Source organism: Lysobacter tyrosinilyticus, assembly GCF_054779815.1.
Genome location: NZ_BAAGXN010000004.1, coordinates 1 through 26,950, shown reverse-complemented (window position 1 = coordinate 26,950; position 26,950 = coordinate 1). Strand labels below are relative to the sequence as shown.

General features: G+C 64.3%; 22 protein-coding genes and 1 tRNA gene. 4 read left to right on the top strand and 19 right to left on the bottom strand.

Features of this window, described 5'->3' with window-relative positions:
* Window positions 1-91: 91 nt before the first annotated feature.
* From phoR to ppx, 3 genes are all read left to right on the top strand, one after another.
* A complete protein-coding gene (gene phoR / locus ACYVGK_RS10745) occupies window positions 92-1,450 on the top strand; it encodes a phosphate regulon sensor histidine kinase PhoR (RefSeq protein WP_460733536.1) in 1,359 nt (452 codons plus the stop codon).
* Window positions 1,447-3,564 carry a polyphosphate kinase 1 gene (gene ppk1, locus ACYVGK_RS10740; RefSeq protein ID WP_460733534.1) on the top strand — a complete coding sequence of 706 codons (2,118 nt, stop codon included), beginning with the start codon at window positions 1,447-1,449 and terminating at the stop codon, window positions 3,562-3,564. Before phoR ends, ppk1 begins: the two co-directional genes overlap by 4 nt.
* A gap of 150 nt (window positions 3,565-3,714) precedes the next feature.
* Window positions 3,715-5,244, top strand: a complete 1,530-nt coding sequence (ppx, locus tag ACYVGK_RS10735) for an exopolyphosphatase (RefSeq protein ID WP_460733532.1) — start codon at window positions 3,715-3,717, stop codon at window positions 5,242-5,244.
* 38 nt (window positions 5,245-5,282) lie between these two features.
* On the opposite strand, the gene ACYVGK_RS10730 is transcribed toward ppx, so the two are convergent.
* The 18 genes from ACYVGK_RS10730 to ACYVGK_RS10645 form a co-directional block, all read right to left on the bottom strand.
* Window positions 5,283-6,287, bottom strand: a complete 1,005-nt coding sequence (locus tag ACYVGK_RS10730) for a TraB/GumN family protein (RefSeq protein WP_460733530.1) — start codon at window positions 6,285-6,287, stop codon at window positions 5,283-5,285.
* A gap of 186 nt (window positions 6,288-6,473) precedes the next feature.
* Window positions 6,474-6,550 (bottom strand) — tRNA-Pro (locus ACYVGK_RS10725).
* A 121-nt stretch (window positions 6,551-6,671) separates the two neighbouring features.
* Window positions 6,672-7,028, bottom strand: coding sequence for a MerR family transcriptional regulator (locus ACYVGK_RS10720; protein ID WP_460733528.1), 357 nt, complete (start codon window positions 7,026-7,028; stop codon window positions 6,672-6,674).
* Window positions 7,021-7,323 (bottom strand): integration host factor subunit alpha, encoded by a 303-nt coding sequence (locus tag ACYVGK_RS10715; RefSeq protein ID WP_460733526.1) that lies wholly within the window; start codon window positions 7,321-7,323, stop codon window positions 7,021-7,023. The genes ACYVGK_RS10720 and ACYVGK_RS10715 overlap by 8 nt, the downstream gene beginning before the upstream one ends.
* A gap of 34 nt (window positions 7,324-7,357) precedes the next feature.
* Window positions 7,358-9,745: a phenylalanine--tRNA ligase subunit beta gene (gene pheT / locus ACYVGK_RS10710; RefSeq protein WP_460733524.1), complete on the bottom strand. Its 2,388-nt coding sequence runs from the start codon at window positions 9,743-9,745 to the stop codon at window positions 7,358-7,360.
* 165 nt (window positions 9,746-9,910) lie between these two features.
* Complete coding sequence (gene pheS / locus ACYVGK_RS10705; RefSeq protein WP_460733522.1) at window positions 9,911-10,906, bottom strand: phenylalanine--tRNA ligase subunit alpha; 996 nt, start codon at window positions 10,904-10,906, stop codon at window positions 9,911-9,913.
* Window positions 10,907-11,149: 243 nt separating this feature from the next.
* Window positions 11,150-11,509 carry a 50S ribosomal protein L20 gene (gene rplT / locus ACYVGK_RS10700; protein WP_460733520.1) on the bottom strand — a complete coding sequence of 120 codons (360 nt, stop codon included), beginning with the start codon at window positions 11,507-11,509 and terminating at the stop codon, window positions 11,150-11,152.
* A 12-nt stretch (window positions 11,510-11,521) separates the two neighbouring features.
* On the bottom strand, window positions 11,522-11,719 hold the full coding sequence (rpmI, locus tag ACYVGK_RS10695; RefSeq protein ID WP_027083463.1) for a 50S ribosomal protein L35: 198 nt from the start codon (window positions 11,717-11,719) through the stop codon (window positions 11,522-11,524).
* A 258-nt stretch (window positions 11,720-11,977) separates the two neighbouring features.
* A complete protein-coding gene (locus ACYVGK_RS10690; protein ID WP_460733518.1) occupies window positions 11,978-13,039 on the bottom strand; it encodes a glycoside hydrolase family 99 protein in 1,062 nt (353 codons plus the stop codon).
* Between the two features lie 98 nt (window positions 13,040-13,137).
* Complete coding sequence (gene infC, locus ACYVGK_RS10685) at window positions 13,138-13,683, bottom strand: translation initiation factor IF-3 (protein ID WP_460734405.1); 546 nt, start codon at window positions 13,681-13,683, stop codon at window positions 13,138-13,140.
* A 33-nt stretch (window positions 13,684-13,716) separates the two neighbouring features.
* Window positions 13,717-15,618: a threonine--tRNA ligase gene (gene thrS / locus ACYVGK_RS10680; RefSeq protein ID WP_460733516.1), complete on the bottom strand. Its 1,902-nt coding sequence runs from the start codon at window positions 15,616-15,618 to the stop codon at window positions 13,717-13,719.
* Window positions 15,619-15,906: 288 nt separating this feature from the next.
* Complete coding sequence (locus ACYVGK_RS10675) at window positions 15,907-16,314, bottom strand: GFA family protein (protein ID WP_460733514.1); 408 nt, start codon at window positions 16,312-16,314, stop codon at window positions 15,907-15,909.
* Window positions 16,315-16,581: 267 nt separating this feature from the next.
* Complete coding sequence (locus ACYVGK_RS10670; RefSeq protein WP_460733512.1) at window positions 16,582-18,057, bottom strand: efflux transporter outer membrane subunit; 1,476 nt, start codon at window positions 18,055-18,057, stop codon at window positions 16,582-16,584.
* A gap of 2 nt (window positions 18,058-18,059) precedes the next feature.
* Complete coding sequence (locus ACYVGK_RS10665; protein WP_460733510.1) at window positions 18,060-18,797, bottom strand: SDR family oxidoreductase; 738 nt, start codon at window positions 18,795-18,797, stop codon at window positions 18,060-18,062.
* An 83-nt stretch (window positions 18,798-18,880) separates the two neighbouring features.
* Window positions 18,881-22,066 (bottom strand): efflux RND transporter permease subunit, encoded by a 3,186-nt coding sequence (locus ACYVGK_RS10660; protein WP_460733508.1) that lies wholly within the window; start codon window positions 22,064-22,066, stop codon window positions 18,881-18,883.
* Between the two features lie 307 nt (window positions 22,067-22,373).
* Window positions 22,374-23,585 (bottom strand): efflux RND transporter periplasmic adaptor subunit, encoded by a 1,212-nt coding sequence (locus tag ACYVGK_RS10655; protein ID WP_460733505.1) that lies wholly within the window; start codon window positions 23,583-23,585, stop codon window positions 22,374-22,376.
* A complete protein-coding gene (locus ACYVGK_RS10650) occupies window positions 23,582-24,511 on the bottom strand; it encodes an SDR family NAD(P)-dependent oxidoreductase (RefSeq protein WP_460733503.1) in 930 nt (309 codons plus the stop codon). The genes ACYVGK_RS10655 and ACYVGK_RS10650 overlap by 4 nt, the downstream gene beginning before the upstream one ends.
* Window positions 24,508-24,777 (bottom strand): hypothetical protein, encoded by a 270-nt coding sequence (locus ACYVGK_RS10645; RefSeq protein WP_460733501.1) that lies wholly within the window; start codon window positions 24,775-24,777, stop codon window positions 24,508-24,510. Before ACYVGK_RS10645 ends, ACYVGK_RS10650 begins: the two co-directional genes overlap by 4 nt.
* 212 nt (window positions 24,778-24,989) lie before the next feature.
* On the opposite strand from ACYVGK_RS10645, the gene ACYVGK_RS10640 reads away from it, so the two are divergent.
* Complete coding sequence (locus tag ACYVGK_RS10640) at window positions 24,990-26,051, top strand: LysR family transcriptional regulator (protein ID WP_460733499.1); 1,062 nt, start codon at window positions 24,990-24,992, stop codon at window positions 26,049-26,051.
* Window positions 26,052-26,154: 103 nt separating this feature from the next.
* On the opposite strand, the gene ACYVGK_RS10635 is transcribed toward ACYVGK_RS10640, so the two are convergent.
* On the bottom strand, window positions 26,155-26,950 hold a 796-nt coding region (locus tag ACYVGK_RS10635; RefSeq protein ID WP_460733497.1), incomplete at its 5' end, for a calcium-binding protein.

The following is a 26,950-nucleotide window of genomic DNA, read 5'->3' as shown; positions in this document are numbered from 1 at the left end:
CAGGTCCATTCGCAGCGATCGCTTCGACAGACCTGTTTGAACTGATCGCCCTGTCAACCATCGACCGACCCGCAACAACTAAACTCCGCCTATGCCACCCCGCGCCCGCTCTGCCTGGTTCCGTACCCTGGGTCAGCTCATCCTGATCCTGGCAGCAGCGGCGCTCATCGGCCTGCTGATCCAGCACCCCTGGCAAGTACTGACCTTCGCCGCGCTCGGCGTGGTCGCGTGGCACTACTGGCGCCTGCGCAAACTGTTGATGCGCCTTACCGCCCGGCAACGGCACACCCCACCACTGGGCGAGGGCACCTGGAACGAGCTCGACCGCCTGCTCTTCCGTGGGCAGCAGGAAATGCGCGCCCGCAAGCGTCGACTGATCGAGATGCTGCGCGCCTATCGCGCCGCCGCGGCCGCATTGCCCGACGCGATCGTCGTGGTAGAGCGCAACAGCCAGCGCATCCAATGGTTCAACGAAGCCGCGCACAGCCTGCTTCACCTGGAATACCCGCACGACATCGGCGCGTCGATCGCCAACCGCCTGCAGCCGCTGCAGCTGGCGCACTGGCTTGCAGCCGGCCGTAATGCCGAACCGCTGGACGTGACTTCGCCATGGAATTCCACGGTCACGCTCAGCCTGCGCCTGATCCCGTATTCCGAAAACCTATGGCTGCTGGTCGCACGCGATGTCACCCGGCTGTTGCAGCTGGAGCAGATGCGGCGTGACTTCGTCGCCAATGTTTCACACGAGTTGCGTACGCCGTTGACCGTCGTGCACGGCTATCTCGACATGCTGGACCCGACCGAACATCCCGATTGGGCACCGATGCTCGCCGAGATGCAGCGCCAGTCGCAGCGCATGACCCAGCTGGTCGAGGACCTGCTGACGCTGTCGCGACTGGAATCGGCCGATCATCTGGCGAACGAGGAAATCGTCGCCATGTCGAGCATGTTGAACACGCTGCGTCGCGAGGCGCTCGCACTGAGCCAGAACCGGCACGAAATCAATGTCGAAGACAGCACGGGCGTGGACCTGTTCGGTTCCAACAAGGAGCTGCACAGCGCATTCTCCAACCTGGTGAGCAATGCGATCCGCTACACACCTGCCGGCGGGCACATCACCATCCGCTTCCGTAACGACCGCCCCGAGCGCCTCAGCAGCGGCGTACTGGCCAAGCACGTCGGCGTAGTTCTCGAAGTCGCCGACACCGGCTATGGCATTCCCGCCACCCATCTGCCGCGCATCACCGAACGCTTCTACCGCGTATCGAACAGTCGTTCGCGCGAAAGCGGCGGCACCGGCCTGGGCCTGTCGATCGTCAAGCACGTGCTGAACCTGCACCAGGCCCGTCTGGAAATCACCAGCGAAGTCGGCCGTGGTAGTACCTTCTCCTGTCACTTCGGCGCCGAACGCGTGCGCCCGCGCGAACCCCTGGATATTGCCCTCCCATGAAAGCTCCTGCCGACCTCGTCGCCACTGCGGCAAACGCTGCCAGCTACGAAGCCGGCCAGGAAGGCGACCGCCTGCGTGACCCATCGCTGTACTTCAACCGCGAACTCTCGCAGCTCGATTTCAATTTCCGCGTGCTAGCGCAGGCGCAGGATCCGGGCATTCCGCTGCTCGAACGCCTGCGCTACCTGTGCATCTCCTGCACCAACCTCGACGAGTTCTTCGAGATCCGCGCCGGCTCGCTGCGCCATGCGCAGGACCTCGGCCTGACGCCGGGCGCCGATGGCCTCTCGCCGGCTGCAGTGCTCGCGCGCATCCACGAACGCGCCGCCGAGCTCGTCGCCGCGCAATACGAGTGCTGGAACCAGCTGCTGCGCCCGACGCTGGACGATGCCGGCGTGCGCGTGCTGCATAGGGATCACTGGAGCGACAAACAGACCGAGTGGCTGCGCAACTACTTCCGCGAAGAGATCATGCCGGTGCTGTCGCCGCTCGGCCTCGATCCAGCGCACCCGTTCCCCAAGATCCTCAACAAGTCGCTGAACATCGTGGTCGTGCTCAAGGGCCGCGATGCCTTCGGCCGCGCCGGGCATCTGGCGATCGTACGCGCGCCGCGTTCGCTGCCTCGCATCATCCAGCTGCCAGAAGACGTGTCGGGCGGTCCGAACGACTTCGTGTTCCTGTCCGCGGTGCTGTCGGCCTTCGTCGACGAACTGTTCCCAGGCATGAAGGTCGAAGGCGCCTACCAGTTCCGCGTCACCCGCAATTCCGAGCTGATCGTCGACGAGGAAGAAGTCGACAACATCGCTCTGGCGCTGCGTGACGAGCTCGCCGGCCGAGGCTACCTGCGCGCGGTGCGCCTGGAGATCGCCGAGCAGTGCCCGATGCCGATCGTGCGCACGCTGCTGGAGAACTTCGATCTGCCGGAGAATGCGGTCTACCGGATCAATGGCCCGGTCAACCTCAATCGCGTCATCCAGGTCTACGACCTGGTGCAGCGGCCGGAACTGAAATTCCCGCCGTTCCAGCCGCGCGTACTGGCTGGCTTGGAAAACATGTTCGACATGGTCGGCGAGCGCGACGTGCTCCTGCACCACCCCTTCGATTCCTTCGCACCGGTGCTCGAGCTGATCAAGCAGGCTGCGGAAGATCCCAACGTCCTCGCGATCAAGCAGACCCTGTACCGTACCGGCAAGGAATCGCAGATCGTCGATCATCTCGTCCAGGCCGCACGCAACGGCAAGGACGTCACGGTGGTGGTCGAGCTGCGCGCCCGCTTCGATGAAGAAGCCAATCTCGGCCTCGCCGATCGACTGCAGGATGCCGGCGTACAGGTCGTGTACGGCGTTGTCGGCTACAAGACCCACGCGAAGATGCTGCTGATCGTGCGCCGCGAAGGCCGCAAGCTGCGTCGTTACGTGCACATGGGAACGGGCAACTACCATAGCGGCACGGCGCGCGTGTACACCGACTTCGGCCTGCTCACCGCCGATCCGGACATCGGCAGCGACGTGCATCAGATCTTCCAGCAGATCTCCGGTCTCGCCCCGGCGGTAAAGCTCAAGCGTCTGCTGCAATCGCCCTTCACGCTGCACGCAGGCGTGCTCAAGCGCATCGATCGCGAGACGAAGCATGCGAAGGCCGGCAAGCCCGCGCGCATCGTCGCCAAGATGAATGCCTTGAACGAGCCGCAGGTGGTTCGTGCGCTTTACCAGGCTTCGCTGGCGGGCGTGCAGATCGACCTCATCGTGCGTGGCGCCTGCACTCTGCGCCCGGGCATACCCGGCGTATCGGAAAACATCCGCGTGCGCTCGATTGTTGGTCGTTTCCTCGAGCACCATCGCGTGTACTGGTTCGCCAACGATGGGACGCCCGATCTGTTCTGCTCCAGCGCGGACTGGCTGGAACGCAACCTGTTGCGACGCGTGGAGACGGCGTTCCCCGTGCTCGCCCATGACCTGTCACAACGTGTATTCGATGAAGCGTTGGCGAACTACCTGGCTGACAACGTGAGTGCGTGGGAACTGCACGCCGACGGCGGTTACGAGCGGCGGCAGCCTGACGGCGCGGCGGCGCATTCGGCGCAGGCGGCGTTGTTGGCGAAGATTTGCGGCTGACGTGAGTCAGGGAGCCGGTACGGAGCAAGGATCCGTTACCGGTGACTTCCAGACCGCACCTCGTTATCACCGGCCGCGCGCGCGGCCCTGGCCCTGTCGCACGTCTGGTTCGCGGTGGGCGGACCGCGTCGAAAATGGGATCATGTGCACATGAATGACCTCTACCCGAGCACCCGCCTTCCCCTCGAAGACGGTGACATGCTCGCGGCCGTCGATCTCGGCTCCAACAGTTTCCACATGGTGGTCGCGCGCTACCTGCTCGGGCAGTTGCGCATCGTCGACCGCCTGCGCGAGACCGTCCGCCTCGCCGAAGGCCTTGACGGAAAGGGTGGCCTCGACCCGGTCGTGCGCCAGCGCGCGATCGATTGCCTGGCCCGTTTCGGGCAGCGGGTGAAGGACATCGCGCCGCAGCGCATTCGCGCCATCGCGACCAATACCGTACGCAGCCTGGCGCAGCCGCAGTCGTTCCTGGTCCCGGCGGAAGCCGCGCTCGGTCATGCGATCGAAGTCGTCTCGGGCCGTGAGGAGGCACGCCTGGTTTACCTGGGTGTCGCCCATGCGCAACCGTCGAAGCCCGGCGAACTGCGCCTGGTCATCGACATCGGTGGCGGCTCGACCGAATGCATCATCGGCGCCGGCTTCGAGGCGATCGAACGCGAAAGCCTGCAGTTGGGCTGCGTCGCGAGCACCCGCCGCTTCTTCCCCAGCGGCAAGCTGTCGAAGAAGAAGTGGCGCGATGCGCTGACCGAAGTCACCGCGGAATTCCAGCAATTCACCGGCACTTACCGCGCGCTGGGCTGGCACGAGGTGATCGGTTCGTCGGGCACCAACAAGGCCATTGGCGAAATCTGCGCGGCGATGAAGCTCACCAAGGGCGCGGTCACCGCCGAAGCACTGCCGCAGGTGCGCGACCGTCTGTTGCAGGCCGACCATATCGATGACATCGACCTGCCCAGCCTCTCCGCGGAACGCCGGCCGGTGATCGCCGGCGGCGTGCTGGTGCTCGAAGCCGCGTTCGCTGCACTCAACTTGCAGCGCATGGCCGTGAGCAAGGCCGCGATGCGGGAAGGCATCCTGTACGACATGCTCGGTCGCGGCGGTGAGCACGATCCGCGCGATTCCTCGGTCGAAGCGCTGATGGTGCGCTACGCGATCGACAAGAAGCAGGCGGCGCGGGTGGAGAACTCGCTGAAGCACCTGTTCGATCAGGTGGCCAGGGACTGGGCGCTGGATCCCGACGATCGCCTGATGCTCACGCGTGCAGCACGTCTGCACGAACTGGGCCTGGTGATCGCGCACAGCCAGTACCACGTGCACGGTTCCTACGTGGTCGAGAATTCCGATATCGCCGGCTTCTCACAGCAGCAGCAGCGCTTCTTGGCCGCATTGATCCGCACGCATCGGCGCGGTGTACCGAAAGCGGCCTTCGATGCCCTCCCCGACCGCCTGCAATCCGCCGCCCGTCGCAGCGCGGCGCTGCTGCGGCTCGCGGTATTGCTGCACCGCTCGCACGAGAACGGCGAGATCCCGCGCCTGGACCTCAAGGCCGACGGCAGCCGTCTGACCCTAACCGTGTCGAAGAAATGGCTGGAAGCGCGTCCGCTGGTAAAGGCGGATCTGCAGGGCGAGCCCGACGACATGGCCGGGCTCGGCATCCAGCTCGAAATCATCGCGGCATGACTCACGGCGGACGCTCACTGCGTCCGCCGTGCCCGCCGTCAGGGTGCCTCGACGGTGTAGCCCTTCGCCTGTAGTGCCGCCAGGTAGCCATCAGGCTTCAACAGCTCGGACATCGGCAATACCGCGAAACTGCTGGTGTTGTTCGCAATCGCGGTTTCGGCAGCCGCCAGCCACGCAGTGCGCACTTCGGCCTCGGCATTGCCAATACCATTCTTCTGCGCCACCGACGCCTGCATCAGCGCGTCCTGGCACGCCTGGTATTGATCGCCCAGCGGCAGAGCCCGCAGCGTATCGACATCGCCCACAGCCCAGGCGTTGCCACGCTCGACCATGCGGCCGACGTCGGTTTCGAGGTTCTGCAGCATCTTGTCGAAGCACGCCAAGTCACTGAGTTGTTCCCCGCGGAACTCCTTCAGCATCTTCTTGGGATCCTTGACCTTGACCTTGATCTCCGGCTGGGTGCGCTTGATCTTGTGCTCCTTGATCGCCGCATCGATCACCGGCGACACGACGCGCTTGCCGCTGAGGCCGCTGTCCTCGATCGCCGCCTGGTAAAGCTCGAACGCGGCGAAGATCGGGCGCATCTTTTCGACGCCGTTGTCGTGGCCGATATAGCGCTGCTTGAGCATCAGCCAACGCGCGTACGATTCCGCGGGCACCACGTCCTTGAGCATCGCGTCATCGGGGTTCTTGCGGACGCCGATCAGCGAGGGCAGCAGCGCGATCTTGCCGAAAAAGCCCACGTCCGCGTCGACGACGTAGGACGGCAAGAAAACGACTTCGGCTGATTGCGCGAGCGCCTTCTCGACATCGCGGGGAATCCACTCCAATCCCTTGGGCAATGGCGAGACCGTGCCAAGGATCTGCATCTCGTGACCATTGCGCGAAACCTTCCACATGCCTGGTCCGGGCAGCGCACCGGTCACCACGACCGGGGCCTCGTCGCGGATCGGCATGCTCGCAGCAGCTGCAGCGCCCTTTGCCATGACGGGGGCCGCGAAGCTGCATGCCAACAGCGCGACAGCCAATACATTCCAACGCATCCCTACTCTCCTTCGCTTGTCTTCCGGGCATCTCCGACATCGCGACGTCGCCCGAGTTCACGCAATCGTGACATCAGCCAGCCGCGGATGAGCGTGCAAACCGAACTCATGACTGAAGACATATCGGACTTGGTTCAGCTGAAACGACAACGCCCGGCACAGGCCGGGCGTTGTGTTCAAACGAATTGGTCGGGGTAGCCGGATTCGAACCGACGACCCTCTGCCCCCCAGGCAGATGCGCTACCAGGCTGCGCTATACCCCGAAAAACTGCTGGTACTGGATGAAGCGGGGCGGCAAGTATACCCGCTGCCGCGCCGCGATCCAGTAGGTTTGCAGGAAACTCGAACGCGCCGCAGCGCGTGGGAACGGCAAACAACCGGGGCCTAGCGCCTCAGCAGTTGCAACACTTCCTCAAGCTCCATTCTGACCTGCCGGATGATCTGCGAACTCAGGGCGGACTCTTCCTTCGCCGATTCGCCTTCCAGGCGCAGACGCGCGCCACCGATGGTGTAGCCCTGTTCGTACAGCAGGCCACGAATCTGGCGGACCATCAGCACTTCATGGCGCTGGTAATAGCGACGATTGCCTCGACGCTTGACCGGGCTGAGCATCGGGAATTCGGTTTCCCAATAGCGCAGCACATGCGGCTTGACCTCGCACAGCTCACTGACTTCGCCGATCGTGAAGTAACGCTTGGCGGGGATCGGCGGGAGTTCGCGGTTGCTGCCGGGATCAAGCATGTTGCGCTCCCGAGTAAGCCTCGACGCGCTCCTTCAGCTTCTGGCCGGTGCGGAAGGTCACCACGGTACGGGCAGAGATCGGAATCTCCTCGCCCGTCTTGGGGTTGCGACCGGGGCGCTGGTTCTTGCGGCGCAGGTCGAAATTGCCGAAGCCGGACAGCTTGACCTGGCGGCCATGTTCAAGGGCTTCGCGCAGCGCGTCGAAGAACGCGTCGACGAATTCCTTGGCCTCGCGCTTGTTCAGCCCGACTTCGTCGAACAACCGCTCGGCCATTTCAGCCTTGGTCAATGCCATCAGTCCTGCCCCTTGCCTGCCTCAACTGCCCGCCTTAACCGCGAATCGCTGCGCCGTGTTCCTGCTGCAGCGCGGCGGTCACCGCTGCCACTGCCGCATCCACGTCGCGCTCAGTCAGGGTGCGGGATTCTTCCTGCAGAATCAAGCCCATAGCCAGACTCTTGAATCCGGTTTCCACGCCCTTGCCGGCATAGCGGTCGAACAGCAGCAGGTCCCGCAACGACGGGCCTGCAGCCTGTCTCACGGTCGCCGAGACGGCCGCCCAGGGGGTAGCTTCGGCAACGACGAACGCAAGGTCGCGGCGGACGGACGGGTAGCGCGACAGCGAACCGGCCTTCGGAATTGCGCGCGCCAGCAGGCCGGCAAGGTCCAGCTCGAACGCCATCACTTCGGCATCGATGTCCAGGGTGCGCTGCAGGCGCGGGTGCAGCTGGCCGATCCAGCCAAGCTTCACGCCGTCGCGGTAGATGTCGGCGGAACGTCCCGGATGGCCCCAGGCCGGCTGCGAGGCGCGGTATTCGAGCTGTGCGCCGGCGGCCGCGGCGAGACTTTCGAGATCGCCCTTGAGGTCGTGGAAGCCGATCGGCTGCGACTTGCCCGACCACTGTTCGGTACCCGCCGGACCACAGGCGGCCGCGGCGATGCGCTGGGTTTCCAGCGGCGATCCCGCGCCATTGGCGGCAAAGGCATTGCCCAGTTCGAACAGGCGCACACGCGATTGCTGGCGCGCCGCATTGCGCGCGAGCGCAGCGACCAGGCCGGGCAGCAACGCGGTGCGCATGACACCCAGCTCCGCACTCAGCGGATTCGCTAGCGGCACCGCACCGTCGGTCACGCCCCACTTCGCCAGCAGGTCGGCATCGACGAAGGCGTAGTTCACCGCTTCCAGATAATCGCGCGCGGCGAGCTGTCGACGCGCCGTGGCCTCATCGATGCTGGTTTCCGATGGTGCGATCAGGCGCGCGGCACCCGCCGGTAGCGTCGTGGGAATGCGGTCATAGCCGAAGATGCGGGCGATTTCCTCGATGAGATCCTCCTCGATCGCCAGATCGAAGCGGCGCGTCGGCGCGCTCACGCTCCAGCCCTCGCCCGTGGCTTCCACGCCCAGACCCAGCGCACGCAGGATGCGCTCTACTTCCGCATCGGCCACGCGCACGCCGAGCACGCGCGCGAGACGCTCGCGGCGTAGGCCGACGGTCTGCGGCTTGGGCATGTCGCCGTCGCGGACCACGTCGATTAGCGGGCCCGGCACACCACCGGCGATTTCGATGATCAGCTTCGTCGCGTATTCGATCGCGATCGGCGGCAGTTCCGGATCGACGCCGCGCTCGAAGCGGTGCCCAGCGTCGGTGTGCATGCCCAGCTTGCGGCTGCGGCCAATGATGGCCGAGGGAATCCAGTGCGCGGCTTCCAGGAATACGTTGCGCGTCTGGTCAGTCACACGGGTGTCGAAACCACCCATTATTCCACCGAGCGCGGCTGCGCGTGCGGCCTTGCCGCCGCGACTATCGGAAACCACCAGGAAGTCGTCATCGAGTGCCACGCTGCGGCCGTCGAGCAGCTTGAGCTCTTCGCCCGCCCGCGCGGGACGCACCACGATCGCGCCTTCCAGCGTGTCCTTGTCGAACGCGTGCATCGGCTGCCCGAGTTCGAGCATCACGTACTGGGTGACGTCGACCAGGAAACTGATCGGGCGCACGCCACTGCGGCGCAGGCGCTCGGCCATCCACGAAGGCGTCGCGACGGACGGATCGATGCCTTCAATCACGCGACCGGCGAAGCGCGGCACCTTGGCGCCCGCCTCGAGTTCGACGTCAATGACGCTGTCGCTGCGCGCCGGCACGGCGGTGGCTTCCAGCGGCTTGACCTCACTGCCAAGGGCAGCGGCGACGTCAAAGGCGATGCCGCGCACGCTGAAGCAGTCAGCGCGATTGGGCGTGAGCTTCAGCTCGATCGTGGCATCGGGCAGACCGAGGAAGTCGACGAGCTTTGCGCCGACCGGCGCATCGGCCGGCAGTTCGAGCAGGCCCGATGCATCCGGATCGACACCCAATTCCTTCGCCGAGCACAACATGCCGAAGGATTCGACGCCACGCAGCTTCGCGGCCTTGATCGCCATGCCGCCCGGCAGGTTCGCACCGACGGTAGCGAGCGGCGCCTTCAGGCCGGCGCGCGCGTTGGGCGCACCGCACACGATCTGCACGGTGCCGTTGCCGGTGTCGACTTGACAGACCTGCAGGCGGTCGGCTTCGGGATGCTTTTCCGCGCTGATGATCTGCGCGACGACCACACCGTCGAGCGATTCGCCGAGCACGGTCATGTCTTCGACTTCCAGCCCGATCGCGGTCAGCGTCGCGGCGAGTTCGTCGCGCGTGGCAGTCGTGGGGACGTGGTGGCGCAGCCAGTTTTCGGAGAATTTCATTGTCGAAACAGTCTCGATTTTGCTTCGTCATCCCGGCGCAAGCCGGGATCCATTTTGACTTGCCACTCCGCTGAAACCCGGCGACTCCGCAGCTGACACGAAGTCAAAATGGGTTCCAGCTTGATCAGCTTCGCTGCTGGAAGCCGCTGGAATGACGAAATCGGATTACGCGAACTGCTTCAGAAACCGCACGTCGTTCTCGAAGAAGCTGCGCAGGTCATCGACGCCGTAGCGCAGCATCGCGAAGCGCTCCACGCCGAGGCCGAAGGCATAACCGGTGTACTTCTCCGGATCGATGCCGACATTGCGCAGCACGTTCGGATGGACCATGCCGCAGCCGAGAACCTCCAGCCAGCGCGTCGAACCGTCAGGCTGCTGCCAGGCGATGTCGACTTCGGCCGATGGCTCGGTGAAGGGGAAGTAGCTCGGACGGAAACGCATTTCGAAGTCGCGCTCGAAGAACGCGCGCACGAATTCGGCCAGTGTGCCCTTGAGGTCGGCGAAGCTCGCGTGCTCGTCGACCAGCAGGCCTTCGCACTGGTGGAACATCGGCGTGTGGGTCTGGTCGCTGTCGGAGCGATACACCTTGCCCAGCGCGATCATGCGCAGCGGCGGCTTGTTCCCAAGCATGTAGCGCACCTGCACACCCGAGGTATGCGTGCGCAGCAGGCGGCCGTCGCCGAAGTAGAAGGTGTCGTGCATCGCACGCGCCGGATGGTGCGGCGGGAAGTTCAGCGCTTCGAAGTTGTGCCAGTCGTCCTCGATTTCCGGACCGTTGCTCAGCTCGAAGCCGAGGCGACCGAAGATGTCGGCGATGCGCTCCATCGTGCGGCTGACCGGATGCAGGCCGCCCCGCACGGCGTCGATGCCCGGCAGGGTGACGTCGATGGATTCGGAGGCGAGACGCGCATCGAGCGCACTGTCTTCCAGCACCGTCTTTCGTTCGTGCAGCGCGGTGGTGAGCACGTCGCGCGCCTGATTGATCGCTTCGCCAGCGGTCTTGCGCTGGTCGGGCGGCAGTGCGCCCAGCTGCTTGAGCTGGGCGGTGACGCTGCCGCTCTTGCCGAGAAGTGCGACGCGCAGCGATTCGATGGCGTCAGGCGTTTCCGCCGAGGCGATGTCGCTCAGCGCCTGCTGCGTCAGTGATTCGATTCCACTCATTCGAACCTCAAACCTTCAAGTCGTCATCCCGGCGAATGCCGGGATCCAGCTGTTGCCTCTGCTCTTGCCCTGGCTCGAACCACGCTCGTGAGCGCAAACCCAAAAGCTGGATCCCGGCGTTCGCCGGGATGACGGCAAAAACAACAGTCCCAAAACGAAACATGGGGAAGGACTTGCGCCCTTCCCCATGCGTGTATTGCGTTGTACGTCCGACGGTCCGCGGTGCGGGGTCGGCCGATCAACTTACGCTGCGAGTGCGCTCTTCGCCTTCTCTGCCAGCGCCGCAAAACCCTTCGCGTCGTGCACGGCGATGTCCGCCAGCACCTTGCGGTCAAGGGTGATGCCGGCCTTCAGCAGGCCGTTGATAAATCGGCTGTAGCTCATGCCGTTGATGCGGGCAGCCGCATTGATACGGGTGATCCACAGCGAACGGAAATTGCGCTTCTTCTGCTTGCGGCCAATGTAGGCGTACTGCAGTGCCTTGGTGACCGCCTGCTTGGCGACGCGGAAGACCTTGCGACGGGCGTTGTAGTAGCCCTTGGCAGCCTTCAGGATTTTCTTGTGACGGGCTCGTGCCGTTACACCACGCTTAACTCGTGCCATTTTCTATTCTCCTCACAAATACGGAAGCATGCGATCCAGACGGCCTGCGTCCTCGGCACGAACATGGTTCGTCTGCCGCAGGTTGCGCTTCCGCTTGGTCGCCTTCTTGGTGAGGATGTGGCTCTTGTTGGCGTGGCCGCACTTGTACTTGCCGGAAGCGGTCTTCCGGAAGCGCTTGGCCGCCGCCCGATTGGTCTTAATCTTGGGCATTGCGATGTCCTTTCGGATTTCGATGACTGGCCTGGGCGCCGACTTTTTGGTTGTCTTTGCGACTTCGTCGCCAAGACCCCAAAAAGCCCGGTCTTTCCGTCCTGCCCGTGCCGGCTTGTAAGTCGTTGATCCGCAAGGGATCCCGACAGGTTCCGTGATACTGCGTACTGCAAACCCGGCGAACCGGGCCGCGCATTATGCGGGAGACGGGATTCCCATGCAAATCAGGGTCTTGCCCAATCCCGACGCCCTGCCCCGTCAGGGCTGGTGGAAGCGACGCAGCCAGTACGCAGTCCGCTTCAGGTAGTAATCCGGCGCCCGGGGGCCATAGTCCAGGTAGGGAAAGGCGGCCGAACGGGTCGGCACGGCCGGCTCGATCTGGGTGCCCTCGTGCCACTCGTTGAACGAGGTAACCCCGACGAAAGGGGCGCCACTGGCAATGGCGGCTTCGAACATCCCGTCGTAGTAGCTCCCCGCCCCTCGGTCCTTGGTGTTCTTCGCGTTCCAGGGCCGGACCCGGGTATCGATGTAGCCGGGTCCGACCGAAGGCACGAACAACTTGCCCCGCTCCGCCGCCCAGCGCTGGAGTTCCGGCCAGTGCTCGGGCGTGCTGCCCCAGCTGAAGCCGCGACTGGCGAAGTAGGTGTAGATGCCGTCGAAGCCGGAGGTCTCAAAGAAGGCGTGTTCGCCCGGCCCCACCCACAGCCCCAGCACGTCGGCGTCGAACGGCGTGCCGCGGATGCTGTGCGCCCCCGGCTTCCCCAGCACCTCGGCCCACTCCTGCGCAGGAATGACGTAGGAGTCGTAGACGAAGAACAGCGGCCGCCCGCTGTCCGGATTGCGGTAAAAGGCGGGATTCGAACCGTAGCGCCCGATCAGTTCGCCAATAGCCTCGGCCGTGCTGCGCGCGGTCTTGCGCACTCTTGGCTCGATCTGGAAACAGACCTTGATGTGATGCCGGTTGGCGGCAGCGAGAATCGTATCGACGCTGCGAAAACTGGGATCGTCCGCGCCCAGCCAGGTCACTGCGATCACGCCGATGCGGGCGCGCGCGATCATCGCCATGTGCCGCTCGACCACGGCCGGATCGGCGCTGCTGTATTCGCCCAGTTGCGGATAGAAGTTGGCGGCGATGTCGCCACCGCCCGGGATCCGCCGCGTGGTCGTATCGCGATCGTTCTTGCGCAGGACGTCGTGGGCCCAGTGCAACTGTGCGCCGTCGTGCGCCACGTCGCCATACCAATTGTAGTAGAACGCGATCGCGCGGTAATTCAGCGCAGCCGCCTGCGCGATGGTCGGCAACAGAGCAAGCAATAACACCAAGCCGACTTGTCGCGCCCAGTCGCGCCACCCGCCCAAAGCAAAACGCCCGCCATCGGCTGAGCCGAAAGCGGGCGCGTGCTGGATCAAGTTGATCCTTACTTCTTCTTCGGCGCGATCATCATGACCATCTGCCGCCCTTCCAGGCGCGGACGCGACTCGATCACGATCTCGTCGCCCAGGTCGGCCTCGATGCGCGCGGCCATCTCGCGACCCAGTTCCTGGTGGCTCATTTCGCGACCACGGAAGCGGATGTTGATCTTGACCTTGTCGCCTTCCTCGAGGAAGCGACGGATGTTGCGCATCTTGATCTGGTAGTCACCTTCGTCGGTGACCGGCCGGAACTTGAGTTCCTTGATCTCGACCTGCTTCTGCTTCTTCTTGGCCTCGTTCGCCTTCTTCTGCATCTCGAACTTGAACTTGCCGAAATCCATGATCTTGCAGACCGGCGGATCGGCGTTCGGCTGGATTTCCACGAGATCGAGGTCTTCGTCCTCGGCCATGCGCAGGGCTTCGTCGCGCGTAAGCACGCCGATCATCTCGCCATCACTGCCGATCACGCGTACGCGCGGTACACGGATTTCGTTGTTCTTTCGATTGGGCTTTTCGGGGGTACTGATGTTGCAATCTCCAAGAAGAAGAATGCCGGCCGCCCTCTGGCGACCGGGGTTCAAACACTACTGAACGCTCTCACTGCGCAAACGCGAGGCGAAATCGGCGACGGACATCGAACCGAGATCTTCCCCTCCCCGCGTACGCACAGCGACCAGGCCATTTTCCTTTTCGCGGTCTCCGACCACCAGCAGGTACGGCAGGCGCTGCAGCGTGTGCTCGCGAATCTTATAGCCGATCTTTTCGTTCCGCAAATCCGACTGGACCCGGAAGCCTTGATTCGTAAGGGTTTTCCGAACTTCCTCGACGTAATCGCCCTGGGCGTCGGTGATATTCATGACCACCGCCTGGACCGGAGCCAGCCAGGAGGGGAACTGGCCGGCATGGTGCTCGATCAGAATGCCGATGAAGCGCTCCATCGAGCCCACGATGGCCCGGTGCAACATCACCGGATGCCGCTTCTGGCTGTGTTCGTCGACATATTCGGCGCCCAGGCGGCCCGGCATCATGAAATCGACCTGCATCGTGCCCAGCTGCCAGGTACGGCCGATGGCGTCCTTGAGGTGGTATTCGATCTTCGGCCCGTAGAAGGCACCCTCGCCCGGCAGCTCCTCCCACTCCACGCCGGCGGCGCGCAGGGCCGAACGCAGGGCGTTCTCGGCCTTGTCCCAGGTGGTGTCGTCGCCGAGGCGCGACTCGGGGCGCAGGGCGATCTTGATCTGGATGTCGCTGAAGCCGAATGCGTCGTAGACCGCCAGCGCCTGCTGGTGGAAGGCGCGGACTTCGGCCTCGATCTGGTCCTCGGTGCAGAAGATGTGGCCATCGTCCTGGGTAAAGCCGCGCACGCGCAGGATGCCGTGCAGCGCGCCCGAGGGCTCGTTGCGATGGCAGGCACCGAATTCACCGTAGCGGATCGGCAGGTCGCGGTAGCTATGCAGGCCCTGGTTGAATACCTGGACATGGCCCGGGCAGTTCATCGGCTTCAGCGCATACGTGCGCTTCTCCGACTCGGTGAAGAACATGTTGTCCTTGTAGTTGTCCCAGTGGCCGGACTTCTGCCACAGCGACACGTCAAGGATCTGCGGGCAGCGCACTTCCTGGTAGCCGCTGTCGCGGTAGACCTTGCGCATGTACTGCTCGACGACCTGCCAGATCGACCAGCCCTTGGGATGCCAGAAGATCAGGCCGGGGCCCTCTTCCTGCAGGTGGAACAGGTCCTGCTGCTTGGCGATCTTGCGGTGGTCGCGCTTCTCGGCTTCTTCCAGCTGGGTCAGGTAGGCCTTGAGGTCCTTGTCGTTGATCCAGGCCGTGCCGTAGATGCGGCTGAGCATCTGGTTGTTGGAATCGCCGCGCCAGTAGGCGCCGGCGACCTTCATCAGCTTGAACGCGCGCAGCTTGTCGGTGCTCGGCACGTGCGGGCCGCGGCACAGGTCGGTGAATTCGCCCTGGCTGTAGAGCGACAGGTCTTCGTTGGCCGGGATCGATTCGATGATCTCGGCCTTGTAGGCCTCGCCCATGCCCTTGAAGAAGGCGACCGCGTCATCGCGCGACTTCACGCTGCGCGCGACGGGTAGCGCTTCCTTCACGATCTTCTGCATTTCCGCCTCGATCGCCGGCAAGTCTTCCGGCGTGAACGGGCGCTCGTAGGCGAAGTCGTAATAGAAGCCGTTGTCGATCACCGGGCCGATGGTGACCTGCGCGCCCGGGAACAGGCGCTGCACGGCCTGTGCCAGTAGATGCGCGGTGGAGTGGCGCAGCACGTCGAGGGCATCGGGGCTCTTGTCGGTGACGATTTCGAGCGCGGCGTCCTGGTCGATGCGGAAGCTGGTGTCGACCAGGCGGCCGTCGACGCGGCCGGCGAGCGCGGCCTTGGCCAGGCCGGCGCCGATGGAGGCGGCGACATCGCCGACCGTCACGGGATTGTCGAACTCACGGCGGCTGCCGTCGGGGAGCGTGATGGCGATCATAGGGAAGCGGATTCGGTAATTCGGAAAGTGGGATCGAGGCGCTGCTTCCGGGCTCGGAAACCCCAGAAACGAAAACGGCGCCACGAGGGCGCCGTTCAACGGGACCTCGGAGCGTTTCAGCAATGGGCGGTGGTAGTGCTCATGTCGCACGCTCGGCCGGCGGGTTTGGCGCGGGCCACCTGGATCCTGTGTCGAGAAGCGCCGCGACGGAAGCCGCGACAGGCGCTAATGGTTGGCGACGGTGCGGGGCAAGTCAACTCGCCTGCCCCCGGCCACAAGCTCCGAGCCCTATTTCCCGGGTCTCGGGGGCGCTTCCGCGTGCTGCGGGAGTTCGTCGTGGATCTCCCACCAGTCCGCCTTCGAGTCCACGTAGATATGCGCGTGGGGCCCTTGCCCCAAGGGCGTATCAAGGGTGCCCAGGCGCACACGCACCTGTGGGACGCCCTCGCGACGGCTGATGATCGGCGAGCCGCAGTTGCCGCAGAACGAGCGGTGCAGGCCGGATTCGGCGGTGAAGGTCTTCAGCGTGTCCGCGCCTGCCGTCACGACGAAGTCTTGGATCTCGACGACCGAATTCGATGCGAAGGCCGAACCGCCTGCTTTGCGGCAGCGGGTGCAATGGCAATAGAAGCCGGCGCCGATGTCGCCGCGGATTTCGTAACGCACGCTGCCGCAAAGACAGCTTCCGGTGTGCATGTTTCTCTCCATTGGTCGTCGCTAGCCATCGCGATTCTCGCCCCTCGCCCCGCTTGCGGGGTGAAGGCGGGCGTTTGTGCGCCACTGGCGCACGCCTGACTGAACGCCCTTGCGCTACGCGCAAGGGCCGGGGGCTCAGCGAGGGACAGCGTTGCGAAGCAACGCAGGGTGAGGGGGCGTAGGCGAAGCAACAGCGCCCCTCATCCGCCCGTTGGGCACCTTCTCCCCGCCTTGCGGGGAGAAGGACAAGCCCGCTCGCGGGCAGGTCTACCGCCCCGCCACCTTCTTCCGCTCCGGCATCCGCTCAGGCCAACCACCCGCGAGCGCCTTGTACAACGCAACCGCGCTGTTGACGCTGCGCGTGCGACCGTCGGCAAACGCATCCTGCGCCTGCAACTGCGTGCGTTCGGCATCGAGCACTTCGAAAAGATCCGCCGCACCCGCCTCGAACCGCACGCGTGCCAGCTGCGCAGCCTTCGCACTGTCGAGCGCCGCCTGCTCCAGGTGCTGGTCTTCCACACGCGCACGCGCATGACGCACCAGCGCGTTCTCGGTGTCTTCCAGTGCCAGCAACACGGTTTGCTCGTATCGCGCCAGCTCACCCTCAGCGTCCGCATCCGCAGCCTTGATGCGCGCACGCACCCGGCCGATGTCGAGGAACGACCAGTCGATGCCCAGCGCCACCAGCCGCGTCTCGCTGTCACGTTCGAACAGCGCACTGCTGTCGACCGCCTGCGAACCGATCAATCCACCCAGGGTGAAGCGCGGGAACAGATCGGCCGTAGCTACACCGATCCGCGCCGTCGCCGCATGCAGGCGCTGCTCCGCCGCTGCGACATCCGGGCGTTGGCGAAGCAGATCACCCGGTGCCGCCGGGTCGATCCGCGCCGGCAGCGGCGGCAAGGCTTGCTGCGGTTCCAGCTCGGCGACCAGCGCATCCGGCGTGCGGCCGGTCAACACGGCGATGCGATGCATCGTCACCGCAACTTGCGCCTCCAACGCTGGCACGCGTGAACGCGTGGCTTCCAGCTGCGCACGTGCGCGCGACGTATCAAACTCGGTGCCGCGCCCCGCGTTGAAGCGGGCGTCGACCAACCGTAGCGTTTCCTGCTGGTTGTCCGAGTTCTCACGTGCGACGCGCAGCCGTTCCTGCAGGCCCCGCAGATCAACATAACTGCGCGCGACCTCGCCAACGATCGTCACCTGCATCGCCTGCAGGTCGGCCGCCGACGCCGCCGCTCCCGCGCGCGAGGCTTCCACGCCACGGCGCACGCGACCGAACAGATCCAGCTCCCACGACACCTGAGCGTTGGCGCTGTAGCTCTCGGCGTCGCGGTCGGCACGGGACACGCCCGGCGCCTGGTCGGTACTGGCCCGTCCGTCCGACGCTTCGGCATGACCGGTAATCGTGGGGAAATAGTCGAACTTCGCGCCACGCAGCAGCGCATTGGCGCGATCGTAGTTCGCCAGTGCGATACGCAGATCGTGATTTGCCTTCAGCGCGTCCTCGACCAGCCGCGTCAGCAACGGATCATTGAAGCCACGCCAGAACTCGCTGTCGGTAGTGAGTACGAAGCTGCCGCTCTGGGCCGCGGTCGCACCGCCTTCGACCGATGAAGCCGCCACCTGCGTGAACTGTTCCGGCACCGGCATGTCGGGCCGGACGAAATCCGGTCCGACCGCGCATGCCGCCAGCATCGCCGAGGCGATACCGATGACCAGCGAACGGAACTTCAACGGCATGTTCACCATGGCAGCGTGTCCTCGAAGTAGACGAAGCCGCCGTTCGGGCCGGCGTCATCGAGCAGGGCCATGCGCACGCTGGTCTTGGCGCCGTCGGCGACTTCGATCTCGCCCTGCGAGTTCATGTCGGTCTTGACCGAACCCGGGTGCACGGCATTGACCTTGATGTTGGTGTCGCGCAGTTCGTGCGCGAGCTGCACGGTCCACGCGTTCACCGCACTCTTGGAGACGTTGTAGGCCGGCACCTTGAAGTCATAGATCGGCGACGCCGGATCGGCATTGGCAGCGACCGAGCCGAGCAGGCTCGATACGTTGACGATACGGGCGGACGGCGCGAGCTTGAGCAGCGGCAGGAAGGTCTGCGTGGTCGCAATCACGCCGAACACGTTGGTGTCGAAGGTTTCGCGCCAGGTGTCGAGCGATTGTTCCGAGGGCTTGAGCTGTACGTCGTCGCGAAAGACACCGGCGTTGTTGACGAGGATGTCGAGCTTTCCGTGCTTGTTCGCGACTTCCTTCGCGGCGGCAAGGATCGTTTCGGGGCGGGTGACGTCGAGCGCGATGGCTTCGACCGACAATCCTTCCGATTGCAGCTTCAGCGAGGCTTCGACCGCCTTGGCGCGATCGCGGCCGGCGAGCAGCACGTGCACGCCATTGCTAGCGAGCTGACGCACAGTTTCAAGACCGATACCGCGGGTGGCGCCGGTGACGAGGGCAATCTTGGAAACGTTCTGGGAAGACATGGGGGAATTCCTGCTTAGGGCGGGCCGAGGCCCGCCGTGAATTTCCGCGAAGCGGGCCGGAGCCCGCCCGACGGGTTTGTCTGTTACAGCACGGACGATGCGGTGATCGAATGGGCCGCCAGCGACTTCGGTTCGTCGTGACGCACCAGTTCCTTGCCGGCGAGCTTGCGCAGCGCGACGTAGAACACCGGGGTGAGGAACAGACCGAACAGCGTCACGCCGAGCATTCCGGAGAACACGGTGATGCCGGTGACCGAGCGGACTTCCGCACCGGCGCCATGCGACAGCACCAGCGGCACGGTGCCGGCGATGAACGCGATCGAAGTCATCACGATCGGGCGCAGACGCAGGCGGCAGGCTTCCAGCGCCGCTTCGACGATGCCCTTGCCCTGCATTTCCAGCTCACGGGCGAACTCGACGATCAGGATCGCGTTCTTGCACGCCAGGCCCATCAGCACCACCAAGCCGACTTGCACGAAGACGTTGTTGTCGCCGGTCAGCCACACGCCGAGCAGCGCGGACAGCATCACGATCGGCACGATCAGGATCACCGCAAGCGGCAGCGTCCAGCTTTCGTACAGCGCGGCCAGCACCAGGAATGCCAGCAGTACCGCTAGCGGGAACACCACCAGCGCGGCATTACCCTGCGACGACTGCTGATAGCTCAGATCGGTCCATTCGATGCCCATGCCATTCGGCAATACCTGCTTCGACAGCTCCTCCAGCTTCTCCATCGCCTGCGCGGACGACAGCACACGCGGGTCGGCTTCGCCGAGGATATCGGCCGCCGGATAGCCGTTGTAGCGGATCACCGGGTCAGGACCGAAGGTCTGGGTAACCTTCACCATGCTGCCGATCGGCACCATCTCGCCGTTGACGTTGCGGGTACGCAGGTTGGCGATGTCTTCGACGCTGTCGCGGTACTGGCCATCGGCCTGCGCGATCACCTGCCAGGTGCGGCCGAACATGTTGAAGTCGTTGACGTAGGCCGAGCCCAGGTAGGTCTGCAACGTGCCGAACAATTCCGTCAGCGGCACGCCCTGGGCCTTGGCCTTGACGCGATCCACTTCGGCATCGAGCTGCGGCACGTTGGCCTGGTAGCTGCTGTTCGGGAAGCCGAGACCCGGCGTCTGCGAACCCGCGCCCTGGAAGGCCTGCACCGCGCTCTGCAATGCGCCGTAGCCGAGATTGCCGCGGTCCTCGATGAAGAACGAATAGCCCGAACCATTACCAAGACCCTGGATCGGCGGCGGCATCAGCGCGAACGCGAAACCTTCCTGGACGCCCTGGATCTTCATGTTGAGCTCATCGCTGATCTCCTTCGCAGTGCGATGACGCTGGCCGAAAGGCTTGAGGTTGATGAAGGTCACGCCGTAGTTGGGCGTGTTGATGAACTGCAGCGGATTGAAGCCCGGGAAGGCGACGTCGTTCTGCGTGCCTTCGATGCTCATCGCGATCTGGCCGATCTTCTTCAGCGCTGCATCCGTACGCTCGATCGAGGAACCTTCCGGCATCTTGATGCCCGCGATGATGTAGGACTTGTCCTGCACCGGGATGAAGCCCTTCGGCACGATCTGGAACATCAGCCCCGTGGCCAGCAACAAGACCGCGTAGACCACGAACACGGCACCGCGACGGCCCAGCGCCTTCGACACGCCATGCTGGTAACGCTCGGCATTCTTGGTGAAGAAGCGGTTGAACGGACGGAAGATCCAGCCGAACAGGCGATCGATCAGACGCGACGGCGCATCCTTGGCCGCGCCATGCGGCTTGAGCAGGCGCGCAGCCAATGCCGGCGACAGCGTCAGCGAGTTGATCGCCGAGATCACCGTCGAGATCGCGATGGTCACCGCGAACTGCTTGTAGAACTGACCGGTCACGCCCGACAGAAATGCCATCGGTACGAACACCGCGCACAGCACCAGCGCAATCGCGATGATCGGGCCGGAAACTTCCTTCATCGCCAGATGCGCGGCATGCAACGGTGTGGCACCGTCTTCGATATGGCGCTCGACGTTCTCCACCACCACGATCGCGTCATCCACCACGATGCCGATCGCCAGCACCAGACCGAACAGCGTCAGCGTGTTGATCGAGAAGCCGAGCAGGTACAGCGCCGCAAAGGTACCGATGACCGACACGGGTACCGCGATCAGCGGAATGACCGAAGCGCGCCAGGTCTGCAGGAACAGAATGACCACCAGCACGACCAGCAAGGTCGCTTCCAGCAGCGTGGTCACGACGGCCTTGATCGAATCGCGAACGAAGATCGTGGTGTCGTAGACCGACTTGTATTCCATGCCCGGCGGGAAGCTTTTGGACATTTCATCCATGCGACGGATGACTTCGTCACGGATCTGTAGCGCGTTGGCGCCCGGGGCCTGGAAGATGCCGATCGCCGCCGCGTTCTCGCCGTCGAGACGGGCGCGCATGCTGTAGTCGCCCGCGGCCAGTTCGATGCGGGCCACGTCCGACAGGCGCACGACTTCGCCTTCCGCGCCGGACTTGATCACGACATTGCCGAATTCCTCGGTCGTGCTCAGCCGGCCCTTGGCATTGATCAGCGTCAGGAAGTCGCTGCCGTTCGGCATCGGTTCGGCACCGAGCTGACCGGCGGACACCTGCATGTTCTGCTCGCGGATCGCATTCACCACGTCACCGGCTGTAAGGCCGCGTGAGGCGACCTTGTCCGGATCGAGCCAGACGCGCATCGCGTAATCGCCACCGCCGAACGCCCGTGCATCGCCCACCCCGGGAATGCTCGCCAACTGGTCCTTGACGTGCAGGCGCAGGTAGTTGCGCAGGTACAGGGTGTCGTATTTGCCGTTGGGCGAGGTCAGATGCACGACCATCAGGAACACGGGCGACGTCTTCTGCGTGGTGACGCCCTGCCGGCGCACATCCTCAGGCAGTCGCGCGAGCGCCTGGCTTACGCGGTTCTGCACGCGCACGGTCGCCTCGTCGGGGTCGACGTCGGCGTTGAAGGTCACCGTGGTCAGTAGCGAGCCATCGGAGCTGGCGACCGACTTCATGTACATCATGCCTTCGACACCGCGGATCGATTCCTCCAGCGGCGTGGCGACGGTTTCGGCGATGACCTTGGGATTGGCGCCCGGATAGACCGTGTACACCACCACCGAGGGCGGCACCACTTCCGGGTATTCGCCGATCGGCAGCAGCGGGATCGCGATCAGGCCGGCGGCGAAGATCACGATCGACAACACCGCGGCGAAGATTGGCCGGTCGATGAAGAATTTGGAGAAGTCCATGTGGATTCCTTTTGGACTGCAAAGCAGGAATGAAGGGCTTTGCCCCTCCCCTTGTGCGCAGCACAGGGGGAGGTCGGGAGGGGGTGCTTTTGCTGTTGCTCTTCATCGAACTCAACAGCAACAGCAAAAGCACCCTCCCCAACCCTCCCCTTCGCCTTCGGCGAAAGGGAGGGAGCTAAAGCAAATGGCCGGCCCGACCCTCCCCGCGCAGGGGGAGGGATTGGATCTCAGGGGAAAGATCCGCGGGGAGGATCGGCGGCCTGCGAACTACGAGTCAGTCGAAACCGATGACTGACCCCGACAGCACTTACTTCGCGCCAGCGGCACCTGCGGGCGACGACGGCGGAGCACCCATCGCGATCAGCTTCGGCGCCACCGGCATGCCCGGGAAGAACACCTTCTGCACGCCGTGCACGATCACCTTGTCGGCCTGTGTCAGACCCGACTGGACTACGCGCAGACCATCGATGTTGCGACCGAGCACCACGTCCTTGCGCACTGCTGCGTTCTTCGGCCCAAGCACGTAGACGTACTTGCGATCCTGGTCGGTGAGCACGGCCTTGTCGTCGATCAGTAGCGCGTTGAACCGGCCACTGCCCTGCAGCTGCACGCGGGCGAACAAACCCGGGGTGAACTGACGATCGGGGTTCTTCAACACGGCGCGTGCGCGAATGGTGCCGGTCTTGGGATCCACCTGGTTGTCGACGAAATCGACCGTGCCTTCGTGCGGATAGCCGGTTTCGCTGGCCAGGCCCACGCGCACTGGGTTCCTGGTGTCGCTGCGCTCGCCCTTACGCGCGAGTTCGGCATAACGCAGGAAGCTCTGCTCGTCGCTTTCGAAGTAGACGTACATCGGATCCTGCGACACCACCGTGGTCAGCAGCGTGCTGTCGGCCTGGGCAAGATTGCCTTCGGTCACCAGCGCACGGCCGGCGCGACCTTCGATCGGCGAACGCACCTGGGTGAACTGCAGATCGAGTTGCGCGGCGGCGACGGCAGCTTCGGCAGCACGAACGGAAGCGTTCGTGCCGGACGTGTTCGCCTTACGCTGTTCGAACTCCTCGCGCGAGATCGCCTTGGCTTCGATCAGCGTCTGCGCACGGGCGTCCTGCGCCTGGGCCAGGCGAGAGTCGGCACGGGCACGTTCGAGTTCGGCCTGCGCCCGGTCCAACGCGGCACGGTACGGGCGTGGATCGATCACGAAGAGCAGGTCGCCCTTATGGACCTCCTCTCCTTCCGCATACGCCACGCGTTGCACGTAACCACTGACGCGCGGCCGCAGCTCGACGGTTTCCACCGCCGCTACGCGGCCGGTGAATTCGTCCCACTGGTGCACAGGCTTGGACAGCACGTTGGCGACGCTGACTTCCGGCGGGGGCGGCATGCCGGCATTGGGCGCGGCCTGGCTGCCGCAGCCGACCAGCGCGAGAACGATGGTGACGCCGGCCGCGAGGGCCAGCCATGTCAATCCGGCTGCTGGCCGGAACAGTCCTGAACGGGAGAATTTCCTGCGGCTCATTTGGTGCGCTCCTGCTTCTTCTTCGTGGCGTTTTTGGATGGAGTAAAGGCGTCGAGCAGCTTGCGGACGTCCTGCAGACAGCGTGCTGGCAGCAGCGAGGCGTCGCTATCCATTTCTTGCGGTGTCGCGCCTGCAGATTCGTCTTCTGCTGAAGGCGACGAATGAGTGGGGGTGAATTCGACCGGCCGTTCGGATTGCAGAGCGGCTTCGCTGGATTCGGATTGCCCGGTACAAGCCTCACTGCGGTAATCGACGACGGCTTCGGTGCAGTGCGCGTCGTTGCGGTGTTTCAGCAGGCCCAATGCCTTGCGACCGATATGACTGACGCAGGGCCATTGCTGGCACGCGTGCTTCTCGTTGGCGTCGGTGCGCACCGGAGATTCGACCTCCAGTAGCTGCAGGCGCACCGAGAATTGCCGGGCTTCGCTGTGCAACACCCGTGCGAGCATCTGCAACGCGGCAGCCGCGATCGAACGGTGGCCGTACCCCGCCCAGGGGTAACGGCCACCGGGCCCACCGATCACGACATAGCCGCAGTTGCGCCCGGTTTCAGCAAGCCATGGAAGCAAATGGCGTGCGGCTACCAGGTGCGGCACCACGGCCTCGTCAAAACTGTCGCGTAGTCGCGAGGAATCCTGGTCCATCAAGCGCCCGCGTTCGCTACCCGTACCGAGCGCGGCAACCACCCCCAGGAAAGGCAGCGTGAGCTTGCGCAGCTCGGTCACGAGGGCCGCTGCATTCGTGTCGTCGGCCACGGAGCCCACCAGAGTCCGCAGCTGGGCTTGGGGGTACTGGAGCCGCAGTTGCTCGAGGGCCTTCGCTTCCCGTGCCACGGCCACCACCGGCCAGCCGGCTTCGACGACGGCCTGGACGATTCCGCGACCGACTGTCCCAGTTGCGCCAAGAATCAGGACCGCGGGTTTCATTGTTCCGCTCCCGGGACGTTTTCTCCCGTATTCGGGACGATGATGTAACGATGGGCGCGCTGCTGCACCCAGCTGGCCACAGGCAGCAGCACCAAGGCGAGCGGCAGGCCAACGACCACCGCCAGGACCCCGGCCATCATCAAACCCTCGGCCGTTCCGGCGGAAATGGCCTGCTTGAGGGCGATTACGGCCAGCCCAAGCACGCCGGCGAAAGCTGCCAGCATGGTCAGTACGTAGGCGAATCGTGCGCGGGGCGAGGACAACATGGCTGCAACACCGGGGGACTGGCGTGCACATTAGTCCCGTGGATGGCACTTGATTAGCCGTTGATTAAGGGAATAATTGTCCCGAAATCGGTCCAATCGGTAGTTCAAGGCGTTTCCTTCCCCACCCGCCTTCCATGGACGCACCTGCGGCAGCCTCACCCTTCCCGCGGGAGTGCAGCAGCGCCCATTCAAGGCCTTAGCAGGCCCCATCCATGAACCGCGATCTCAACGACACCCTGATCTTCGTCAAGGTGGTCGAACACGGCAGCTTCATTTCCGCGGCGCGCTCGCTGCGCCTTCCCAAGACCACGGTCAGCCGCAAGGTGCAGGAACTCGAAACGCGCCTGGGCGCGCAGCTCCTGCATCGCACCACGCGCAAGCTCGGCCTGACCGAAGCCGGCAACATCTACTTCGAACACTGCCAGCGCATCGCGCGCGAACTGGACGAAGCCGAGAGCGCCGTAGGCCAGCTGCAGAGCGGCCCGCGCGGCTGGCTGCGTTTCACCGCGCCCTACTCGCTCGGCATCGACAAGATCGCGCCGTTGCTGGGCGAATTCCGCACACGTCATCCTGAAGTGCGCGTGGAAATGCTGCTCAGCAACGAACCACTGGATCTGATCGACAAGGAAATCGACGTCGCCCTGCGCGTCGGCAACCTGCCCGACTCCAACCTCGTTGCGCGCCGCCTCGCGACATTCCGCACCCAGATCTTCGCCAGCCCCGAATACATCAAGCGCCATGGCGAGCCGCTGCATCCCGACGACCTCGTGCATCACTCCACGCTGGCGATGCACAAGGCGCGGCGCAACGGCAACGGTTTCGCCTGGACGCTGAGCGATGGCGAGCGTTCCGCCGACTACCGCATCGATCCCGTCTTCGTCGCCAACGACTACGGCGCGATCAAGGGCGCGTTGCTGTGTGGCGAAGGCCTGATGTTGGCCGCGGACGTGATGATGAAGCCGCTTGCAGAGCACGGCTTCGTGCAGCGCGTGCTTGCCGGCTGGACTGGGCCGGAGTACGAATTCAACGCGGTGTTCCCGCGCGGCATGACGCAATCACCCAAGGTGCGCGCGTTCGTGGACTTCCTGGTCGAGCGCCTGAACTTCGACGCCAACTACATGGAAGAGCTGTGCCCGATCTTCAAGCGTCAGCAGGAGCTGCAGCAGGAACGGACCCGCGAAGCCACCGGGGAGCGGACGAAGAAGAAGCGCGCCGCCGTCGCGGCGACGAACGACGCTGACGACCGCGAGGAAGAAGACCTGGAACTGGTCTGAACGATCCGCGCCAAAAACAAACGGCGCGATCCGAGGATCGCGCCGTTGTCCGATTGGAAGAGTTGCCCTAGGCCGACAATGCATCGGCCCAGGGCGTCGCCGGTCAGGCGGGTTGGCTCAGCGTCAGCATGGAGCTCTCGTTGACACTGCCATGGCTGGACTGGGAAGCCGGAGGCGAATAGCTCGCCATGGCATCCACGAGGGCTTCGACCTGACTCGAGGTCAGAGTCGTTCCGTTGGCAAACACGGTGCTCTCGATCTTCCGCTCCGCACTGACGTACCAGTCCTTCACCGTCACCGCATCCGTTCCATTGATCGCGGACAACACCATGTCGTTGCCGACGCGGTGGAACCAGAGATCGTCCTTGGTGATGCCAGTGCCGAATTGCAGGACGTCCTTGTAGGTCGTCGAGGTCGAGACGTAGCCGTTATCGGTGATCACGTCCTGGCCATCGCCCAGGTTGAACACGTATTTGTCCGCGTACCACGTGCCGGTGATCGTGTCGTTGCCGGTGCCACCTTCGAACGAGTTGCCCACGCCGCCGTAGTAGTCCGCGGTCAAGGTGTCGTCGCCGGCGCCACCGTACAGCAGGTTGATGCCGGTGCCGCCATTCAGCACGTCGTTGCCGGCATCGCCGTACAGCGTGTCATTGCCATTGTTGCCGGTCAGCGTGTCGTTACCGTTGCCGCCGTGCAGCACGCCGTCGGTACCGTATACGGTCGCCAGCGTGTCGTTCGCATTGGTCCCGGCCAGCGCACGGTTGTAGGTGACATCGAAACCCGTCCACACCGTGCCGTCGGCGAACACCACCTCTTCCAGCCAGTTCTCCTGACCGGTGAACCAGTTCTTCACCGTCACCTTGTCCGTGCCATTGGCCAGCGTCAGCACCAGGTCGTTG

Coding starts and splice junctions, on each gene's coding strand:
- phoR (WP_460733536.1), top strand. CDS start 92: ATGCCACCCCGCGCCCGCTCTGCCTGGTTCCGTACCCTGGGTCAGCTC.
- ppk1 (WP_460733534.1), top strand. CDS start 1,447: ATGAAAGCTCCTGCCGACCTCGTCGCCACTGCGGCAAACGCTGCCAGC.
- ppx (WP_460733532.1), top strand. CDS start 3,715: ATGAATGACCTCTACCCGAGCACCCGCCTTCCCCTCGAAGACGGTGAC.
- ACYVGK_RS10730 (WP_460733530.1), bottom strand. CDS start 6,287: ATGCGTTGGAATGTATTGGCTGTCGCGCTGTTGGCATGCAGCTTCGCG.
- ACYVGK_RS10720 (WP_460733528.1), bottom strand. CDS start 7,028: ATGCTTGATCCCGGCAGCAACCGCGAACTCCCGCCGATCCCCGCCAAG.
- ACYVGK_RS10715 (WP_460733526.1), bottom strand. CDS start 7,323: ATGGCATTGACCAAGGCTGAAATGGCCGAGCGGTTGTTCGACGAAGTC.
- pheT (WP_460733524.1), bottom strand. CDS start 9,745: ATGAAATTCTCCGAAAACTGGCTGCGCCACCACGTCCCCACGACTGCC.
- pheS (WP_460733522.1), bottom strand. CDS start 10,906: ATGAGTGGAATCGAATCACTGACGCAGCAGGCGCTGAGCGACATCGCC.
- rplT (WP_460733520.1), bottom strand. CDS start 11,509: ATGGCACGAGTTAAGCGTGGTGTAACGGCACGAGCCCGTCACAAGAAA.
- rpmI (WP_027083463.1), bottom strand. CDS start 11,719: ATGCCCAAGATTAAGACCAATCGGGCGGCGGCCAAGCGCTTCCGGAAG.
- thrS (WP_460733516.1), bottom strand. CDS start 15,618: ATGATCGCCATCACGCTCCCCGACGGCAGCCGCCGTGAGTTCGACAAT.
- ACYVGK_RS10675 (WP_460733514.1), bottom strand. CDS start 16,314: ATGCACACCGGAAGCTGTCTTTGCGGCAGCGTGCGTTACGAAATCCGC.
- ACYVGK_RS10670 (WP_460733512.1), bottom strand. CDS start 18,057: ATGCCGTTGAAGTTCCGTTCGCTGGTCATCGGTATCGCCTCGGCGATG.
- ACYVGK_RS10665 (WP_460733510.1), bottom strand. CDS start 18,797: ATGTCTTCCCAGAACGTTTCCAAGATTGCCCTCGTCACCGGCGCCACC.
- ACYVGK_RS10660 (WP_460733508.1), bottom strand. CDS start 22,066: ATGGACTTCTCCAAATTCTTCATCGACCGGCCAATCTTCGCCGCGGTG.
- ACYVGK_RS10655 (WP_460733505.1), bottom strand. CDS start 23,585: ATGAGCCGCAGGAAATTCTCCCGTTCAGGACTGTTCCGGCCAGCAGCC.
- ACYVGK_RS10650 (WP_460733503.1), bottom strand. CDS start 24,511: ATGAAACCCGCGGTCCTGATTCTTGGCGCAACTGGGACAGTCGGTCGC.
- ACYVGK_RS10645 (WP_460733501.1), bottom strand. CDS start 24,777: ATGTTGTCCTCGCCCCGCGCACGATTCGCCTACGTACTGACCATGCTG.
- ACYVGK_RS10640 (WP_460733499.1), top strand. CDS start 24,990: ATGAACCGCGATCTCAACGACACCCTGATCTTCGTCAAGGTGGTCGAA.